Origin of the sequence: Hoeflea ulvae (genome assembly GCF_026619435.1) — a bacterium.
Lineage (GTDB): Bacteria > Pseudomonadota > Alphaproteobacteria > Rhizobiales > Rhizobiaceae > Hoeflea > Hoeflea ulvae.
On sequence record NZ_JAOVZQ010000001.1, the window covers coordinates 3,698,200 to 3,716,929 of the forward strand.

The following is an 18,730-nucleotide window of genomic DNA, read 5'->3' on the forward strand; positions in this document are numbered from 1 at the left end:
TTCGGCGTGGGCCGCCGTTGCTCATTGCATTCCGTTCAATGGCGAAATTGGTGGCCGGGCGTCAGGCCTGCCCGTCGGTGACGGCCGGGCTGAAGACCATCAGGCTGAGGATCTCGAACAGCACCTGCGCGCCGGCATGTGCCGTGTTGGTAGTGGAATCATATTGCGGCGCAACTTCAACAACGTCGCCGCCGACAATGTTCATGCCTTTCAGGCCGCGGATCAGTTCCAGCACTTCGCGTGTGGTCAGACCGCCGACCTCGGGCGTGCCGGTGCCTGGCGCAAAGGCCGGATCGAGACTGTCGATGTCGAAGGAGAGATAGGTCGGGCCGTCGCCGATGATCTGTTTGGCCCGTTCGATGATCGCCGGCATGCCCATCCCGGTGACCTCCTCGGCGTGGATGACGGTCATCCCCGATTCATAGGAGAATTCCCACAGATATTCGGCCGACCCGCGAATGCCGATCTGGATTGTCCGGGTCGGGTCGAGCACGCCGTCGAGCACGGCGTTGCGGAACGGGCCGCCATGATGGAACTTGGTCAGGTCATAGGCGCCGCCGGTGTCGCAATGGGCGTCGATATGGATCATGCCGACCGGGCGGCTCTTGCCGACGGCCTTCAGGATCGGGTGGGTGATCGAGTGGTCGCCGCCCACCGACAGCGGCAGCACGCCGGCATCGACGATCTGGCCGACGCGGCGCTCGATGTCCTCGTGGCTCATCTCCAGCCGGTAGCGGCTGCGGAAGCTGACATCGCCGATATCGGCGACGCGCAGTTCCTGCACCGGGGCACAGTCGAGCACGTGATTATAAGGTCCGATGCGTTCGATTGTGCGCAGGGCGCGCGGCCCGAAACGCGAGCCGTTGCGGTTGGTGACGCCCAGATCCATCGGCATGCCGATAATGGCCACCTGCAGATCGCCGAAATCCGGATTGTCGTTGTCGATCTCGACGTAAGGAGCTGTCAGGAAGGTGGGGATGCCGGAATAGGGTGCGAGCCGCGTGCCGCTTTCGGTGAAGATCTTGTCGGCAACCCGACGGAATTTCGGATTGAACAACTCGCCGCCGTGGCTTTCGGCATATTTGCCCTTGAGCGCGTCGAGCTTTGTCTTGTCCCAAGCCATTGATTCGTCCTCGCGATAGGTCATGGCGCGCCGGAAAGCACCGCCGTTGATCAAAATGTTGCAAAGCAGCGATGCGAAAGCAATTGATATTGTTAACACGGTTTGTGTGAGTTATTCTCACATCAGGAGTGCCTGACAATGACCCAGCGACTGCCGCCGCTCAATCCCCTGAGAGCCTTCGAGGCGACCGCCCGCAACCGCTCGCTGACCAAGGCGGCGCAGGAGCTCTGCGTCACCCACGGCGCTGTCAGCCACCAGATCAAGGCGCTGGAAGCCTCGCTCAAGGTCAAGCTTTTCAACCGCAGCGGCCAGCGGCTGACCCTGACCGAACATGGCGCAGACCTGTTACCTTCGGTGACATCCGCCTTCGGCGAAATCGCCGCTGCAACCGCCCGAATGACCCGGCCGGCCAAGGCCGGCTCGCTGTCGATTTCCTGCGTGTCGGCGCTGCTGTCGCTGTGGCTGATGCCGCGTCTGGCGAGTTTCACCGCGCGTTATCCCGAGATCCGCCTGACCTTCACCGCCGGCAATGATCCCGCGATGATCCACTCGCCCGATGTCGATGTCGCCATTTTGTATGGCGATGGCAGCTGGACCGATTGCTGGCTCAAGCTGTGGTCGCATTTCGACCTGTTCCCGATCGCCAGCCCGTCGCTGATCAACAACCGGCCGATCCGGACCGCCCGAGACCTGGCCGAGCACACCATTTTGCATGGCGACAACGGACATGAATGGCACATCTGGCGGACCGCCGCCGATGTCCGCGGCATCACCGGCGGCCAGCAACATTATTTCTCCGACGTGCGGCTGGCGCTCGAGGCGGCGGTGCTTGGCCACGGCATTGCGCTTGGTGACACCTTGACAGCGGCGAGCCTGTTGACCAAGGGACAGGTGATCGTGCCGTTCAAGCTTGCCGTTCCTGCAGTCCACGCCTTCTATGTCGCCTGCAGCAACGATCTGCGTTCGACGCCTGTGGTCGACGCCTTCATCGACTGGCTGTTTTCCAGCATCGAGGAGGAGGACGCCAGTGGCCGAGCCGCTGATTGCCGCCCGCCGGACCATTCGCCGGGCGCAGCAGGCCCAGACGCCGCATCACACCGAAACCGATCCTGTCACCGAGACGGATCCATGAAAGCATCCATCATGCCGGCCGCCCGTTTCAATCCGCTCGTCGAAACCCTTTCCGCGCCGCCAATTCCTGCGGTCCAGGCCTGGAAGCGCGACTATCACGGCCATCTCGGACCGCTGATCGACCTGTCGCAGGCCGTTCCCGGCTATCCACCGCATCCCGACATGCTGGGATGGCTCGGCGAGGCGGCCAGTTCGCCTGATACGGCAGGCTATGGCGACATCGAGGGCGAGCCGGATCTGCGCCTGGCCTATGCGGACTGGGTCAGCACCATCTATGCGGCCAAGATCGCAGCAACCAATATCCAGATCACCTCGGGCTGCAACCAGGCCTTCATGGCGGCGATGATGGCGATTGCCGGTCCGGGCGACACCGTGCTCCTGACCAATCCTTGCTATTTCAACCACGAAACCACGCTGGCGATGTCCGGCGTCAAGGTCGGCTATGTCGATTGTCATGCCCAAAACGGTTTTCTGCCGACAGTGGCAGCGGTGGAAGCCAAGATCGCTGACGGCGTCCGCGCGCTGGCCGTGGTCACGCCCAACAACCCCACCGGCGCCACCTATCCCGACGGCCTGCTTGGCGAGTTGTTCGAGCTGTGCCGCAAGCATGGGCTCTGGCTGATTGTCGACGAGACCTATCGCGATTTCCTTCCGCTCGATTCCGGTCCTCCGCATAGGCTGTTTGCCATTCCCGGATGGCAGGACACCCTGATCGGGCTTTACAGTTTTTCCAAATCCTTCTGCATTCCCGGCCATCGCGTCGGCGCGGTGACGGCGGGGAAAGACGTCGTCAGCCAGATCGCCAAGGTGATGGACAATCTGCAGATCTGCGCGCCGCGCCCGCCGCAGGCAGCCCTTGCCAGAGCCATTCCTGCGCTCGTCGATTGGCGTCGCGACAATACTCTGGAGATCTCCGCACGCAGTTCGGCGCTAATCGAGGTGATGGCAGGTGCGCCGGGCTGGGAGGTTGCCGCACTCGGCGCCTATTTCGCTTTTGTCCGCCATCCTTTCACAGACCTCAGTGCCTATGACGCTGCTCAGAAGCTGGCCCGCGACGCCGGCATCATCACCATTCCCGGCTCGTTCTTCGGCCAGGGACTTGAGCGCTATCTCCGCGTTGCCTTCGCCAATGCCGATGTGCCAACCATCCGGCAACTCGGCGTCCGTTTTGCCGCCACCGGCTGACCACGCCCCTGCCCGCAAACCCGGCGTCCTTCGCTCCTCACACGGCCCTGCCCCGGCGCATGGCTTGACCTTGCAACGGGTTCGGCCTATTTTCTGAGTGATCACTCATAATTTCAGGTGCCCTATGAACAGCCCCGTGTCCCATCGCGATATCTCGATTCCCCAGACCTGGGACCGCAGCGGGCTGCCCGGCTGGACCTATCACAGCGAGGCCTTTCTCGAGCTCGAGAAACAGGAGATATTCCGCAAGCACTGGCAGATCGCCTGCCATGTCTCGGACCTGCCGGAACCGGGCAACTACATCGCCTTCGACATGTGCGGCGAGCGGGCGCTGGTGCTGCGCGGCGGCGATGGCGAGGTCCGCGCGTTCCACAATATGTGCCGGCATCGCGGCGCCCGTGTCGTCGCCGACGAACAGGGCTCCTGCAAGGGCGCGCTGGTCTGCCCGTTTCACGGCTGGGTCTACAATCTCGACGGCACCCTGCGCGGCGCTGCAAAGCCAAGATCCTTCCCCGATCTCGACAAGACCGAATTCGGACTGCAGCCGCTCGACACCGAAATCTGGAACGGTTTTGTCTTCATCCGATTCGAAAAAGGCCCGCAGCCGGCGGTCGCGGAGCTGTTCCAACCCTTCGCCGAGGAAATCGCCCATTTTGACATCGCCGACATGGTCCCCTGCGGGGAAACCTGGACGATGGTTTCCAAGGTCAACTGGAAGTCTGTCCGCGATGTCGACAATGAAGGCTACCACGTGGCGCTGGCCCACCCGGCGCTGCAGGATCTTTACGGCCGTTCCTATTTTGACGAACCCTTCGTCAATGGCCTGTCGCGATCCTATGCCGAATGCAACGAAAACGGCCGCCGCTGGAGCGTTCGCAATTATCTCAAGGCCATGCAGCCGCGCCCGGGCATGCCCGACCATCTCAAGCGCGCCTGGGTCTATTACGGATTGTTCCCCAATGCCGTCATCGCTGCGACGCCGGAACTGGTGCAGTTCTACCAGGAATTTCCGCTCTCCACCGGCGAAACCCTGCTGCGCGGCGCGATCTACCGCTATCGCGACGAGACCCGGGAGCAGACGCTCGCCCGCAAACTGGCGATCCGCATCGACTACGAGACCATGGGCGAGGATGTGCGGCTGACCGAATGGTCAAACGAGGCGATGAACTCCACCGCCTTCAAGGGCTTTTATCTCTCCGACCTCGAATATGGGGTGCGCAGCCATCACGATCACCTGCGCGCCGTGCTGCCGGTCAGCACGCTCGAACAGCGGCCGCACGAGGATGATGTCAAACAGCTCAACGCCGAAATGACCATCAGCATCTGATCCGTCACCGGTCACCTGCAATCGAAAACAGCCGCTGCAGACATTTCCGCAGCGGCTGTTTGTCTTGTGCAATTCGTCGACCGTGTGCCCGGCACTCAGCCCTGCCAGATCCCTTCCTGGCGCAGATCCCGCATGGTCCGCGAAATCCCCTCATGCAGGATGTCCGCCATGCTGTCGATCTGCGCGCGAGTGATCACCAACGGAGGCGACATCACGCACATATGCACCAGCGGCCGCACCAGCAGACCCAGTTCCTGGCAATGCCGGTCGATCCGCACGCCGACTTCGGTGTCGAGCCGGATCGGATTGTGACTTTTCCGATCAGCGACACATTCGATGCAAGCCATCAGCCCCATGCCGCGCACCTCGCCGACCAGTTCCAGCTCTTCCAGCGCTTTCAACTTCTCATGAAAATAGGGCGTGATCTCGCGGGTGTAGTCGAGAAGATCGTCTTCGAGAATGTCGAGATTCTTCAGCGCCACCGCGCAGCCGATCGGATGGCTGGAATAGGTCAGCCCGTGCGCAAACATCGCTTCGGGATGGTTTGAGGCGCGGAGGCCGTCGAGCAGCCGGTCCGAGACCACCATACCGCCGAGCGGGAAATAGCCCGAGGTCACGCCCTTGGCGAAGGTGATGATGTCCGGCACCACATCGAAACAGCTTTCCGAGGCAAAGACATGGCCGAGGCGGCCAAAGGCGGTCACCACCTCATCGACGATGAACAGGATGTCATTGGCGCTGCAGATGTCGCGGATGGCCTTGAAATAGCCCTCCGGCGGCACGATCACCCCGCCCGAGGCCATGATCGGCTCGCCGACAAAGGCGGCAATGTTCTCCGGTCCATGCTCGCGCACCGCGTCGGCAAATTCGGTGACGAGCCCGGCGCAAAAATCCTCAAGGCTCATGTCCCTGGGGCGGCGGAACGGATCCGGACACGACAGGCGGATCATCATCTCATCGGCAAAATCCATCCAGTTCCGCGAGCGCTGGCTGCCGTTCAGGCTGGCCGAGAGATAGGTGCTGCCATGATAGCCGCCATCCCGGCAGATGATCTTCTTCTTGCCCTCAAGCCCGCGCACATTGCTGTAGAATTGCGCAAAACGCAGCGCGCTCTCCACCGCGGTCGACCCACCGGTGGTGAAGAAAACGTGGTTGAGATCGCCCGGCGCGTGTTCGGCAATACGCCGCGCCAGTTCCGCCGAGGGCTCGTTGGTCGTGTACCAGGGCGAATTGTAGGACAGCTCCATCGCCTGTTCCTTGAGCGTCTCGGCCAGAACCTCGTTGCGGTGGCCGACATTGGTGCACCACATCCCGGCCGGGCCGTCGATCAGCCTGCGGCCGTTCTCGTCATGCACATAGACGCCCTCGCCCGACGCCAGCATGCCGCGCGCTTCCGCACCGATCGACCCCGCCGACGGCCAAGGCTGGACCAGGTGATCGACCGCCTCCTGGGTGGCCTTCTTGTAGAGATTGGCTTGCTTGTCGGACATGATGCGGAATTCCCGAAAGAGAGGCGCGACGCCGGATTTCAACAGCTTTCCAGCGCAATATGAACTCGTTATTGAATGGCTGTTCAATCAATTTGACAGAAAAACGGCTTGCATTCAACTCTCATTTGGCTTCAAATCATCGCGTCCGGTCACGGACCGAACCGGTCAAACCAGCAATCCGCATACAGGCTTTGAAACGGTCGGTGCTTCCGGAAATGGCGAGGAACTGCATTTGGAGTCATCTGCCCCGACATTGCCTGCTGCACGCCCCCGGGCCAGGCGCGGCTCTCGCGGTTCCTGCGCACGGAGACCGGCAAGGGCTGGCTGACCATCTCGCCGCCGCTGCTTTACGCCATGCTGCTGCTGATCGGGCCGATCATCGTCATCGTCGCAAACAGCTTCTGGTCGCAGGACTATCTGACCATCGATCACACATTCACGCTGAAGAATTACCAGGCCGCGCTGACCGAACCGATCTACCGCGATCTGCTGATGCGCTCGCTGTTTGTCTCGGTCACCGTCGCGGTCGTCACCGTCATCCTCGCCTATCCCGTGGCCTGGTTCGTGTCCTTTCATGGCGGTCGCTACAAGGGGCTCTGGCTGTTCATCATCACCGTGCCGTTCTGGTCGGGCTATCTGCTCAGGATCCTGTCGTGGAAGGTCATCCTGGGCTACAAGGGCGTGCTCAACACCGGTCTGCTCTATCTGGGCGTCATCACCGAGCCTCTGAGCACGCTGATCTACAACGTCAACGCCGTCATCATCACGCTGGCCCACAGCTGGGCGGCATTTGCCATCCTGCCGCTGTTCGTCTCGCTTGAAAAACTTGACCGCTCGCTGCTCGAGGCCGCGGCCGATCTCGGCGATGGTCCGGTGCGGCGGTTCCTGCGCATCACCCTGCCCCTGACCATGCCCGGCATCATCGCCGCGCTGATGATCGTGATGATCCCCACGGTCGGCGATTATGTCACGCCGAAACTGGTGGGCGGCAAGGACGGCGTGATGATCGCCAACGCCATCCAGGTGCAGTTCGGCAAGGCCTCGAACTGGCCGCTGGGCGCAGCGCTGGCGGTCTCCACCATGGTGATTGTATCGATCGTCGCAGGCGCGCTCGTGCTGCTGCTCGCGGGACTGAAGAGGCTTCTCAAATGAGGTTTCTGCCCTCCCCCAGACGGCTGCTGTCAACCTATGTGATCCTCTATGTGGCGATCCTGTATTTCCCGGTGCTGCTGCTGCCGATCTTCTCCTTCAACGATTCCGCCACGCCGAAACTGCCGCTCGTCGGCTTCACTTTCAAATGGTACGAGGGCCTGGCCGGCAATGCGGCGATGCAGGGCGCTGCCTGGAACTCGCTGCTGGTCGGCATCACCGCCGCTTTCGTGAGCACCATTTTGGGCATTTGCGCGGCCCGCGCCATCACCCGGCACCGCTTCCGCGGCAAGGGTGCCGCCAGCGGCCTGATCATGGCGCCGCTGATCCTGCCGGAGATCATCATCGCCATATCGCTGCTGGTGGTCATGCTCGGCCTGGGCCTGCAATTGTCGCTGTTCACCGTCATTCTTGGCCATCTGCTCATCTGCGTGCCCTATTCGGTCACGGTTCTGGTCTCCGGTTTCGAGGGCTTTGACCCCAGCATGGAGGAAGCCTCGCGCGATCTGGGCGAGACATCCTTCGGCACCCTGCGGCGGGTGACACTGCCGATGCTGGCGCCGTCGATCGTCTCCAGCCTGCTGGTGACGTTTACCATTTCACTGGACGAATTCATTCTCGCCTTCTTCCTCAGCGGCACCGAACCAACGCTGCCGGTCTATATCTGGGGACAATTGCGCTTTGCCGCCAAGCTGCCCAACGTGCTGGCGCTCGGCTCCATCCTGATTGCCGCATCGCTGGTGCTGCTCACGGTCGCGGAACTGTTCCGGCGGCGTGCCGAGCGGAAAATGGCGCTTCGCCCATGAGGAATACATCCGATGCGAAACCGCAACATCGCCAAGTGGACGGACAAGACATGAGCGCCTCGCCGATGATCGAAATCAACAATGTCGACAAGCTTTTCGGCACGTTCCGGGCGCTCGACACGCTCAACGCCACCATCGGCGAAGGCGAGTTCTTCTCGCTTCTCGGGCCGTCAGGCTGCGGCAAGACCACCTTGCTGCGCATGATCGGCGGATTTGACACTCCCACATCCGGAGACATCCTGATCGGTGGCAAATCCATGGCCGGCATCCCGCCGAACCTGCGGCCGACCAATATGGTGTTTCAGAGCTACGCCATTTTCCCGCATCTCAACGTGTTCGAAAACATCGCCTATGGCCTCAAGCGCCTGCGTCTCGGCCGTGCGGAAGAGGAGGCCCGGGTCAAGCAGGCGCTGGCCCAGGTCGAGCTCACCGGACTGGGGCCGAGAATGGGCAACCAGCTTTCCGGCGGCCAGCGCCAGCGCGTAGCCCTTGCCCGCGCCCTGGTAATGCGCCCGAAGGTGCTGCTGCTCGATGAACCGCTGTCGGCGCTCGACAAGAGCCTGCGCGAACAGATGCAGGTGGAACTCAGGCACCTGCAGCGCCAGATCGGCATCACCTTCGTGCTGGTCACCCATGACCAGTATGAGGCGCTGAGCATGTCGGACCGGATCGCGGTGATGTTTGCCGGCCAGATCGCCCAGATCGCCGAACCCAAGGAAATCTACCAGAACCCGGCCACCCGGCAGGTCGCCGATTTCCTCGGCGGCATGAATTTCCTCACCGCCTCCGAACTCTCCGTCAGCGGCAAGGAATTCAAGGCGGTCCTGCCAGGAATAGGCCCCATTACCGGGCATCTCTCCGGCAAGGCGATCTCCGATCCCTCAACGGCGATGATCGGCATCAGGCCCGAGCGTCTGCGCATTGTCTGGGAGGGCGAAAACGCCGAACAGATGATCAGCGGCAAGGTGGTCGACCGCAATTATTTTGGTGAAGTCACGTCGCTGCAGGTGTCCATCCCCGGGCAGGACGAGCATCTCTCGGTGGTCGAGACCAATGATTTCGGCGCCGACGACATCCCGACAGGCTCGGAGATTCGCCTCACCTATGACCGCGATGCCTTCATCATCATGCAGAGCTGAGCCGGCTGAACCGCACAAAAAAAGACGCCGGCAATGCGGCGTCCTTTTCAGTCTCGCGTCGGGAATGCCGGTTTGCGGCTCCCGCTTTACTCGTCGCCGCCAGCACCCGAAACATATTTGGCGCTGTAGGCCTTCTCGCCGAGCCGGTCGATCAGGCTGAGCTGCAATTCGAGCCAGGCCTTGTGGCCTTCCTCGTCGAGCACGATCTTTTCAAACAGTGTCCGTGTGCCGATGTCGCTTTCCTCGGTCGCATGCTGCGAGGCCCGGGTGTAGAATTCGATAGCCTCTTCCTCGTCGGCCAGATCTGACTTGAACATGTCGACCAGGGAGCTCGCCAGCTTGGGCTTCTTGTAGAACTGGAGTTCAGGCTCGCCGCGCAGGAACAGAATTCGCTCGATGAACAGGTCGGAATGGCCCAGTTCTTCGTGCAGTTCCTTGCGCATCTGGGCCGCCAGCTTGTCGAGGCCCCAATCGTCGAGAACATGCGAGTGCAGCTGATACTGATGCGCTGCGGTCAGTTCCATATGCAGTGCTTTCTGCAAATTTTTCATGGTTTCATTGTCAGCCATTCCGGTCACCTTTTCTCAATGCAAATTCATCAATGCAACACAAATGAATTGTGGCAGGAAAAGTTCCATCGCGGAACCGGAAACATTCAGATTTGACAATATGTCGCAAGAGGCCTGCCGCCGGGCGCGCACAAGGGCGCCCGGCATCTTGTCAGCGGATCAGATCAGTATCCGGCCTTGATCTTCTCGAATTCGGCAATCATCTTCTGCTTCAGCTCGACCGGCACCGGCGACTGGAACAGCGTCTTGTCGACAAAGGCCGAAACGTCGCCATAGCCTGCGCCGTCCAGCGTTTCCGCATCGATTTCCGCCATGCCCTTGGCATTGGAATGGCCATAGCCCCACTCGGTCACCAGATAGGACGACACTGCCGGATCAAGCGTGGCATTGAGATAGTCATAGGCCTTGTCTTCATTGCCTTCGCCGCCTTCCAGCAGCACGTAACCGCAGACCCAGGTCGACAGGCCTTCGTCGGTGTCCTTCTTGATCGCAACCGGCACGTCATCGGCCATCAGCGTGGTGGCAGTTTCGTTCCAGGCCCAGGCCAGATCGACTTCCTCGCCGGCCATGGCCTGGCTCAGCTCGGTGTTGTCGGTCCAGTACAGCCGCACATTCTTGTGCACCTCGCGCAGGAAAGCCGAGGCTTCGTCAAATTGCGCGTCGGTCATTTTCGCCCAGTCGGTCAGCCCGATGGCAAGCGAGGCCAGCGCATAGGCATCATCGACATTGTCGCCGATCGACACGCGGTCCTTGAACTTCGGATCGGCAAAGGCTGCGAGCGACTGGATATCGGCCTCATCCACCTTGTCGGTCCGGTAGGTGACTGCGGTGTTGCCCCAGTCGAACGGCACCATCCAGGCCTTGCCGTCTTCCGTCGTCATCAGGTCCTTCATCGAATGGAACCCGGGCAGGATATTGTCCCATTCCGGAATCCGCGAGGTATCAAGCGGCTTGAGCAGCCCGGCATCGCGCCATTTCACCACGCTTTGCGAGCACGGATGCCCGACATCGGATGTGAAGCCGGTCCGGAGTTTCTGGAAGGCTTCCTCCTCGTCGCCGAAAAATGCAAAGACCGGGGAAACTTCATGCTTGGCGACATAGGCGGGATGGAACGCCGGATCCTCATAACCCGACCAGTCAAACACGGTGAGCTCGCTGTCTGCGGCCGATGCCAGCGGTGCCGCACTGAGCGACAAGGCGACGGCAAAACCCGAAATCAACCCTCTGGAAAGTGCATGATGCATTGGTATCTCCTTTATTGTTCTTCTGCTTGAATTTTCAACGGCGAACCGTCGGCTGCGAAGTGTTTTGGAAATATCGTGCACAGCATGTCGAGCACGACCCGTAGCGCGGATTCGCGCTTGTAGTCCTTGCCGAACAGCATCATCCGCAGCCACAGGCCCTCCTGCATGGCGTAGATCGCGTCGGCTGTGCTCTGTGCGTCAAAAACATACCCGCCCTCCTGCTTGGCGGCGGCGCAGACCGAGGCCAGCGTGGTGCGGTAATTGGCATCCCGCTCCCAGGCCAGCTTGTGATAGGTCGGCCGTGACTTGGCCTCGGTGATCAGCGCAAACCAGGCCGCCAGCTTGCGATGGGTGCAGATTTTCCGGTCAAGATCGGCCGTCACCATCGCCAGCAATTGCGACGCGGTGTCGGTGTCCGCCTTCTTCACCAAGGCCAGCCAGTGGGCCGTGTATTCGTCTTGCAGATAGCGGATGGTTTCGCTCAGCAGGTTGTCCTTGCTGGTGAAATGGAAATTGACAATCCCGCGCGACAGCCCGGCGCCGTCAGCCACGTCTGCAAGCGTGGTGGCCGCGTAGCCGCGCTTGGCCAGGGAATCGATCGTGGCGTTGATCAGCTGCTCCCGCCGCAGCGCCTTGGGCTCGCGCCGTCTGGCAGATTCCGTGACCGGCTTGCCCGGATTGGCTGTCTCTTCTTCAGGGTCTTGGCTCAGAACATTCTTCCTTCTTCATAAGCGGAGCGGTTCATCAGGTCTGGTGCCGAACACATGGGTGGGGCAATGTTCGCCGCTGTCGAGCACCGTCTGCATGGCGCTCCAGGTCCTGATGTTCTTGTCGACATAATCGGCGCCAACGGCATCTGCGACGGGCGCATAGAGCGGCCCCTTGAGCCGTTCCAGTTCCCCGCGAGCGACCTCGCGATACCAGCCATTCCGGTTGACGGTCCGGATGTCAGTAAAACCGGCCGATGCCATCGCCGCCTCGTAGCGCACAGCTGACGCCATTCCGAAACTCAGGCCTTCGGCCGCAAGATATGTCACCATCGCCTCGGACGGAGCGCCGTCATGCGATGTCAGCCAGTCGCTGGCCGCGAACCGTCCGCCCGGTTTGAGCACGCGGAAAATATCGGCAAACAGCGCTTCCTTGTCAGCCACGTGAATGAGCGCGTCCTTGGAAAACACCACGTCAAAACTCTGATCCGCAAAGGGCAGCACCCCTGGTGCGCCGCGCACGAAGCGGGCCTTGTCCTGCAGCCCCTGCTCGCGGGCGCGTCTGTTCGCCAGATCGACAACCGGCTGTTCCACGTCAAAACCGATGATGCTTTCTGGCTGGTACGCGCGCGCCAGAAACAGCGTGATGCCGCCGGATCCGCAGCCGATATCGAGCACATTCTTGCCGCCAAGATCAACATCGGCAACCACCGCGCGGACCTCCTCCGGTCCTCCCGGCGACAAGAACCCCTCCCCCCACAGCGCCTCCAGAAACCGGATCGCCCTGTCGTCATATTCAGGCGCAGGGTCCGGCACATGGCCGGCCTGCAACTTCATGGTCGGATGGGAGACGCCATCTGTCATGATGGGGTGTGGTCCTCGCTCAATCGATTTGGCGAATTATTGGCGCAACAGACCCGATTTGCAACCTGTTTGTTGAACGTTCATTCAATAGCTGCCCGGAGCAAACCGCCTGTCACGTCTTAGACATGGTTTGCGCGACGGGGGTTTTGCTCAGATCTGGTCGGCGTGATGGGGCAGCAGAAGCCGCAGATGCGCCAGCGCCGACTCGAGCGCTTCCGCACGAGTAATCGGGAAACCCTGCATGTGCATCTGCAGCCAGAGACCGTCGGTGAAGGCATCGATGGAATTGGTCAGCAGCACCGGGTCGGGTCCACCCGAGCTCTCCACCAGATCCCGGCAACTGGCAAGCATGGCCTCGTAGCGCGCCACCTCCGCCTCGACGCAGATCTTGCTGTAGAGCGGTTTGGCGCCGGCCTCCCCCCAGAAGGAAAACCACAGCGCCAGCTTCTTGCGGCTGCAGATAGACGGGCTGAAATCCGCGCGGATCAGACCAAGAATGCGGGTCAGCGGATCGGGTGCTGCAAAGGCCGCGCTCCAGGCCTGTTCATATTCCTGCAGCAGGCGCGACAGCGTTTCCCTGAGCAGGCCGTCTTTGGATTTGAAGTGAAACACCAGCGCGCCCTGGGACACCCCGGCAGCCGCCGAGACATTGGCAAACGTGGTGCCGCTGATGCCGTGGCGGGCCACCACATCCACCACCGCCTCGATCATCCGCGCCTGCGTCTTGAGGCTCGTCGGGGAAATTTTTGGATCATCAGCCTGTCGCACCATGCCCCTTGTCTAGCGCACCGTCTGGAAAGTTGACAGAATATTTTTTTGACTGAACGCTCAGTTTATTCTAGCCTGCCTTTTTCCAATGCGAGGCGGATCATGAGATATGACGCGATCATCGTGGGCGCGGGCCACAACGGCCTCACCGCCGCCTGTTTCATGGCCCGGGCCGGGCTGAAGACCCTGATCGTCGAGAAGGAGAATCATGTCGGCGGCGCCGCCGTCAGCCTGTCGCTGACACCCGGCTGGACCTATTCCAACTGCTCCTATGTCTGCTCGCTGCTCCGCCCCGAAATCATCCGCGCACTGGAATTGCCCAAGCACGGCCTGCAGGTCATCCCCTATGAGGGCGGCGGCGTGTTCAATTCCAAAGGCGAGTATTTCGCCTATATGTCCGACCATGACGCGCTGCGCCGCGAGCTGATCCGCCATTCGCCGCGCGATGCCGATGGCTATGAGCGCTATTCCCGCGCGGTGATGCGCCAGTGCAAATTCATCAAGCCGCTGCTGTTGCGCACCGCACCCGACCCTGCCTCGCTGAAGCCCCGCGACATCTCCGAGCTGCTCTATATCCTCAAGCGGTTTCACAATCTCGGCGCCCGCGAGATGGCCGAGACCGTCCGCTTCTGGACCATGTCGATTGCCGAATATCTCGACCAGTATTTCGAAACCCCGATGGTCAAGGCCTATATCGCCGGCTCCGGCATCATCGGCACCGGCCTGGGCCCCTATTCCCCCGGCACGGCCTATGTTCTGCTGCATCACTACATGGGCGAAGTCGACGGCGCGATCGGCGCCTGGGGCTTTGCCCGCGGCGGCATGGGCTCGATCACCCAGGCCATGGCGCGCTCGTTCGAGGCTTCGGGTGGCGAAATCCGCACCGGCTCGGGCCTCGATCATTTCACCGTGCGCGACGGCAAGGTGCGCGGCGTAGTGCTCGAAAATGGCGACGAGCTTGAGGCTGAAACAGTGGTCTCGGGCATGGATGTGCGCCGCACCTTCATCGACCACACCACGGAAAAGGAATTACCGCAGGATTTCGTCAAGGGCGTCAAGCGCTACCGCTTTCGCGGCTCCTCGGGAAAGCTCAATGTCGCACTCGACGACATGCCCACCTTCACCGGCGCGCCGAAAGACGCCGCGTTCCTGCGGGGCGACCTGCATTTCCTCGACGACATGGCCGAGATCGAACGTGCCTATGATGACTGGAAGGACGGAAAATGGTCGGCCAGCCCCTATGTCGATTTCCTGATCCCGACCCAGATCGACCCGACCATGGCCCCGCCCGGCAAGCACTATGCCACCATCTTCGTGCAATACGCGCCCTATGAGCTGGCGAACGGCGAATGGAATGATGCCAACCGCGAGGCTTTTGCAGAAACCGTGATCTCCAAGATCGAGCGCCACAGCCCGGATTTCCGCAAGCTGATCGTGCACAAGGAAATCCGCACGCCGAAGGACATCGAGGATCAGGTCGGCCTCACCGAGGGCAATATCTTCCGGGGCGAGCTCACCTTCGACCAGCTTCTGTTCAATCGCCCGGTGCCCGGTTACGCCCAGTATCGCTCGCCGATCAAGGGGCTCTATATGTGCGGGTCCTCCACCCATCCCGGCGGCGGCGTCATGGGCGCGCCCGGCGCCAATGCGGCGCGCGAAGTGCTGAGCGACCTTGGCCACAAGATCGACATGGGGTTGTCGGCATGAGCGCGCGCTACGACGCCATCATCATCGGCGCCGGCCACAATGGCCTGGTTGCCGCAGCCATGCTCGCCCGCAAGGGCCGCAAGGTGCTGGTGCTCGAAGCCCGCGATCATCTCGGCGGCATGCTCGGCGACGCCGATTTCCGCGTCGCCCCCCTGCCCTACGCGCTTCGCCCGGAGATCATCCGATCGCTCGGTCTCCCCGCCCAATTGATGGGAACTTCAAAACCGGTCGAGACCATCTCCTTCAATCCCGACGGGCCATCGGTCACGGTTCTGGGCGCACGCACCATCGGCCTCGCCCCGGAGGTAGCGCAAACCTACGCAACACTTCGCGCCCGCCTCGGCCGCCAGGCCAAGGCACTGGGCGTGATGATGCTTGAGCCCCCGCCGGGACTGGGCAAGGCCAGTCTTGGCGAGATGACGGGTCTCGCCCGCATGGCGTTGAAAATGCGGCTGCTCGGCAAGACCGAAATGCGTGATCTGTTGCGCATCATCCTCTCCAATGTCTGGGATTTGCTCAACGACGAAATCGGCGACGGACCGCTGGCCGGTGCTCTGGCCATGGACGCCACGCTTGGCGGCGCCATGGGCCCGCGCTCCCCCGGCACGGTTCTGACATTGCTCTACCGCATGGCCTCTCACTCCGCCCATGGCCATGGGTTGCGGGTCATGCCCGAAGGCGGACCGGACGCGCTGGTCAAGGCCCTGAGCGATTGCGTCACCGCCGCCGGCGGGGAAATCCGCACCGGCACGCCAGTGGAGAAGATCCTGGTCGATCAGGACAAGACGGCAGGCGTGCGGCTGCAGTCCGGTGAGGAAATCGCGGCACCGCTGGTGCTCTCGAACGTGTCTCCGAAAACCACGCTGATGACGCTTCTCGGCGTCGAGCATCTCGATGGCGAATTCGTCCGTCGCTGCCGCAACATGGCGTCGAAGGGCATGGTCAGCCGGCTGGATTTCGACATCGCGCAAGCACCTACACTCGGTAGTGGCAGCACATTGCAAAACGGCCAGCGGCTGATGATCGCGCCCGGCATGCATGCCATCGAGACCGCTTTCAACGCCGCCAAATATGGCGATCTGCCGGAGCGTCCGGTGCTGGAAGCCAGCTATGACGCGGCCGCCAACCGGCTCTGTGTCAGCGCCCAGTTCACGCCTCATGATCTCACCGGCGGCTGGACGGACGATGTCAAGGCAAGACTTTCAGCTTCGGTTCTGGCCGTCCTGGAAGACGCCCTTCCGGGGCTCTCGTCCGCAGTCACCGCCAGCCGGGTGATGTCGCCCGTCGATATCGAAACCGGCTATGGCGCCGCCGGCGGGCACTGGCATCATGGCGAGCTGCGGGTCGACCAGCTGTTGATGCTGCGTCCCTTCGATGGCGCCGCCCAATACCGCATGCCGGTGGCGGGTCTGTATCTTTGCGGCGCCGGCGCCCATCCCGGAGGCGACATTTCCGGCGCTCCCGGCTTCAATGCGGCCCGCGCTGCGCTGCGCGACGGGAGAAACTGAAATGACAGCCACTGCAGAACCCGTCGCACAGGTCGTCTCGGGCCTGAAATCCGGCCCTTTCCATGATCGTCTGGTCGCCCACAACCGCCAGCAGGCCTGGATGAACTGGATGGGCTATGCCTCACCGTCGGTGCTCGACAGCGTCGAGTTCGAGTATTTCGCCATCCGCAACCAGTCGACGCTGTTCGACATTTCGCCGATGTGCAAATACGCCATCACCGGCCCGGACGCCGAGGCCGTGCTCAACCGGCTGGTCACCCGCGACATCCGCAAGCTCAAGCCGGGACGCGTCGCCTATTGCATCTGGTTAGACGAGGACGGCCAGGTCGTCGATGACGGCACCGTCTTCCGGCTTTCGGAAACGGAATTCCGGCTCTGCTGCCAGGAGCCGCAACTGTCCTGGCTCGAAGACATCGCCTGGGGTTTCGATGTTTCCATCAGCGATGTCACCCGCGACATCGCCGGCCTGGCTCTTCAGGGCCCGACCAGTTGTGCGCTGCTCAAGGATCTGGGGCTTGCGGGCATCGAGACGCTCAAAACCTTTGGCATCGCCGAGTTTGCAATCGGCGGCGCTGACGTCACCATTTCCCGCACCGGCTTTACCGGCGATCTAGGCTATGAACTCTGGATCGCGCCCGCTGATGCGCTCACCATCTGGGATGCACTGATGGGCGCTGGCAAGCTTCGCGGCCTGCGCGTCATCGGCTATGAAGCGCTGGACATGGCGCGCATCGAAGCCGGCTTCCTGTTGCCGAAGGTTGATTTCCTCTCGGCGCAGACCGTGCTGAGGCCCGACCGTGCCAACACACCCTATGAACTTGGCCTTGAATGGCTGGTGACGCTCGACAAGCCGCATTTCAACGGCCGCCGGGCCCTCCTCGATCTGTCCGGGCAGACACCGCCCCGCAAATTGGTGGCGATCGAGATCGAGCGCGACAAGCCGGCCCACAACGCGCTCGTCTACCACAAGAAGTCTCGCGAGGTGGGCATGGTGACATCGGCCTTGTGGTCGCCCACCTGCAAGCGCAATATTGCCTATGCTTGGCTCGACGCGCCCTATGGCCAGTCGGTCACCACTGACCTCTGGGTCGAGATCTATCTGCAGAAGGAAATCCGCTGGCAGCGCCGCATGGCCCGCTGCCATCCGGCCTCCCGACCGTTCTTCAGCCATCCGCGGCGGACAGCCACGCCGCCGGCGGATTACTAATCCGGAGCATGGACCATGCCGTTGATAGATCCCGGAAACGAGGAAGACGCCCGGCAGTTGCAATTGCTGACCCTGCCGCTCGGCGCGCCTGGTTCCGGCTGGCACCGCTACGGCGCGGCGATGTATTTCTATCAGCGCGGCAAGCTCGACGCCGACTCGCTTGAAGCCTACCGCATCTGCTGCAATCTCGATTTCGAAGATCCGGAGGCGGTCGCCCGCTCTCGCCACCCTGTCGATAAAGCTGACAAATAATTCTGGCAGTTCGATTGTCTCGTCTGAAGCGGTCGCTACGCACCGACGGATCAGCAACAAAGCATTTCTTTGGTCACACGCGGGCATTCTCTTTCCACCGGAGAGGCCACACGCGTGAACGGACTATGTGCATTTGAAAGGTAAGTGAAGCACACACTCGGAGAACGACCCACCTAAACCGGACTGGATTTGACTTTAAAAACCAGATGTTAGATTCAGTCATCGCAGACCATGCGATTGGAACGGCCATCCCATTCATTATAGCAGCCGTCGGTGCGAAAATTAATCTTGTCGCCTTGAGAAGCCGCGAGATAGATAACGAGAGCCAGCCCAGCCACCCCGCCCGCTATTGAAGCATGACGCAATTCACCGGAACGAAAATAGCTAAACGCCACCCACGCAGAAATAGGCGCAATGAACAGCGCAGGTATTGCGAGGATAGTGAGTAACAAGCTCAGTTGGATTTCCTATTTACGGACAAATTTATGGTAACGCTGGCTGCGACCTTACCCTAGCTGAAAAGCTCCAGTAAGGCCCAGATACATTGCCGGACG

17 protein-coding genes and 1 pseudogene are annotated in these 18,730 nt (G+C 61.5%); 10 read left to right on the forward strand and 8 right to left on the reverse strand.

Going from position 1 to position 18,730, the window contains the following annotated elements:
• Positions 1-61: 61 nt before the first annotated feature.
• A complete protein-coding gene (speB, locus tag OEG82_RS17600) occupies positions 62-1,123 on the reverse strand; it encodes an agmatinase (protein ID WP_267613690.1) in 1,062 nt (353 codons plus the stop codon).
• A 138-nt stretch (positions 1,124-1,261) separates the two neighbouring features.
• On the opposite strand from speB, the pseudogene OEG82_RS17605 reads away from it, so the two are divergent.
• The 3 genes and pseudogenes from OEG82_RS17605 to OEG82_RS17615 all read left to right on the forward strand — a co-directional run.
• A pseudogene (locus OEG82_RS17605) lies at positions 1,262-2,092 on the forward strand (LysR substrate-binding domain-containing protein); the annotation flags it as partial.
• A 174-nt stretch (positions 2,093-2,266) separates the two neighbouring features.
• Positions 2,267-3,439 (forward strand): aminotransferase, encoded by a 1,173-nt coding sequence (locus tag OEG82_RS17610; protein ID WP_267614988.1) that lies wholly within the window; start codon positions 2,267-2,269, stop codon positions 3,437-3,439.
• A 136-nt stretch (positions 3,440-3,575) separates the two neighbouring features.
• Entirely contained in the window at positions 3,576-4,766 is a 1,191-nt protein-coding gene (locus OEG82_RS17615) for an aromatic ring-hydroxylating oxygenase subunit alpha (RefSeq protein WP_425497597.1), read from the forward strand.
• A gap of 95 nt (positions 4,767-4,861) precedes the next feature.
• On the opposite strand, the gene OEG82_RS17620 is transcribed toward OEG82_RS17615, so the two are convergent.
• Positions 4,862-6,256 carry an aminotransferase gene (locus OEG82_RS17620; RefSeq protein WP_267613692.1) on the reverse strand — a complete coding sequence of 465 codons (1,395 nt, stop codon included), beginning with the start codon at positions 6,254-6,256 and terminating at the stop codon, positions 4,862-4,864.
• A gap of 240 nt (positions 6,257-6,496) precedes the next feature.
• On the opposite strand from OEG82_RS17620, the gene OEG82_RS17625 reads away from it, so the two are divergent.
• From OEG82_RS17625 to OEG82_RS17635, 3 genes are all read left to right on the forward strand, one after another.
• Entirely contained in the window at positions 6,497-7,408 is a 912-nt protein-coding gene (locus tag OEG82_RS17625) for an ABC transporter permease (RefSeq protein WP_425497657.1), read from the forward strand.
• Positions 7,405-8,211 carry an ABC transporter permease gene (locus OEG82_RS17630; protein WP_267613694.1) on the forward strand — a complete coding sequence of 269 codons (807 nt, stop codon included), beginning with the start codon at positions 7,405-7,407 and terminating at the stop codon, positions 8,209-8,211. The genes OEG82_RS17625 and OEG82_RS17630 overlap by 4 nt, the downstream gene beginning before the upstream one ends.
• Positions 8,212-8,276: 65 nt before the next feature.
• On the forward strand, positions 8,277-9,350 hold the full coding sequence (locus OEG82_RS17635) for an ABC transporter ATP-binding protein (protein WP_267614989.1): 1,074 nt from the start codon (positions 8,277-8,279) through the stop codon (positions 9,348-9,350).
• 86 nt (positions 9,351-9,436) lie between these two features.
• Here OEG82_RS17635 and OEG82_RS17640 read toward each other — a convergent pair whose 3' ends face one another.
• From OEG82_RS17640 to OEG82_RS17660, 5 genes are all read right to left on the reverse strand, one after another.
• Positions 9,437-9,919, reverse strand: a complete 483-nt coding sequence (locus OEG82_RS17640; RefSeq protein ID WP_267613695.1) for a bacterioferritin — start codon at positions 9,917-9,919, stop codon at positions 9,437-9,439.
• A gap of 164 nt (positions 9,920-10,083) precedes the next feature.
• Positions 10,084-11,163, reverse strand: coding sequence for an ABC transporter substrate-binding protein (locus OEG82_RS17645; RefSeq protein WP_267613696.1), 1,080 nt, complete (start codon positions 11,161-11,163; stop codon positions 10,084-10,086).
• Between the two features lie 11 nt (positions 11,164-11,174).
• Positions 11,175-11,873, reverse strand: a complete 699-nt coding sequence (locus tag OEG82_RS17650; protein WP_324288986.1) for a TetR/AcrR family transcriptional regulator — start codon at positions 11,871-11,873, stop codon at positions 11,175-11,177.
• Between the two features lie 15 nt (positions 11,874-11,888).
• The gene (locus tag OEG82_RS17655) at positions 11,889-12,734 is read right to left on the reverse strand and encodes a methyltransferase domain-containing protein (RefSeq protein WP_267613697.1); all 846 of its coding nucleotides are present in this window, start codon (positions 12,732-12,734) and stop codon (positions 11,889-11,891) included.
• A gap of 150 nt (positions 12,735-12,884) precedes the next feature.
• Entirely contained in the window at positions 12,885-13,505 is a 621-nt protein-coding gene (locus OEG82_RS17660) for a TetR/AcrR family transcriptional regulator (protein ID WP_267613698.1), read from the reverse strand.
• 45 nt (positions 13,506-13,550) lie between these two features.
• Here OEG82_RS17660 and OEG82_RS17665 point away from each other — a divergent pair, with 45 nt between their 5' ends.
• Genes OEG82_RS17665 through OEG82_RS17680 form a run of 4 tightly spaced genes read left to right on the forward strand, consistent with a single transcriptional unit; the run spans position 13,551 to position 18,176 of the window.
• A complete protein-coding gene (locus tag OEG82_RS17665) occupies positions 13,551-15,209 on the forward strand; it encodes a phytoene desaturase family protein (protein ID WP_267613699.1) in 1,659 nt (552 codons plus the stop codon).
• A complete protein-coding gene (locus OEG82_RS17670; RefSeq protein WP_267613700.1) occupies positions 15,206-16,717 on the forward strand; it encodes a phytoene desaturase family protein in 1,512 nt (503 codons plus the stop codon). Before OEG82_RS17665 ends, OEG82_RS17670 begins: the two co-directional genes overlap by 4 nt.
• Position 16,718: 1 nt before the next feature.
• The gene (locus OEG82_RS17675) at positions 16,719-17,924 is read left to right on the forward strand and encodes an aminomethyl transferase family protein (RefSeq protein ID WP_267613701.1); all 1,206 of its coding nucleotides are present in this window, start codon (positions 16,719-16,721) and stop codon (positions 17,922-17,924) included.
• Positions 17,925-17,939: 15 nt separating this feature from the next.
• Positions 17,940-18,176 carry a hypothetical protein gene (locus OEG82_RS17680; protein ID WP_267613702.1) on the forward strand — a complete coding sequence of 79 codons (237 nt, stop codon included), beginning with the start codon at positions 17,940-17,942 and terminating at the stop codon, positions 18,174-18,176.
• A gap of 215 nt (positions 18,177-18,391) precedes the next feature.
• On the opposite strand, the gene OEG82_RS17685 is transcribed toward OEG82_RS17680, so the two are convergent.
• Complete coding sequence (locus OEG82_RS17685; protein WP_267613703.1) at positions 18,392-18,628, reverse strand: hypothetical protein; 237 nt, start codon at positions 18,626-18,628, stop codon at positions 18,392-18,394.
• Between the last annotated feature and the right edge of the window lie 102 nt (positions 18,629-18,730).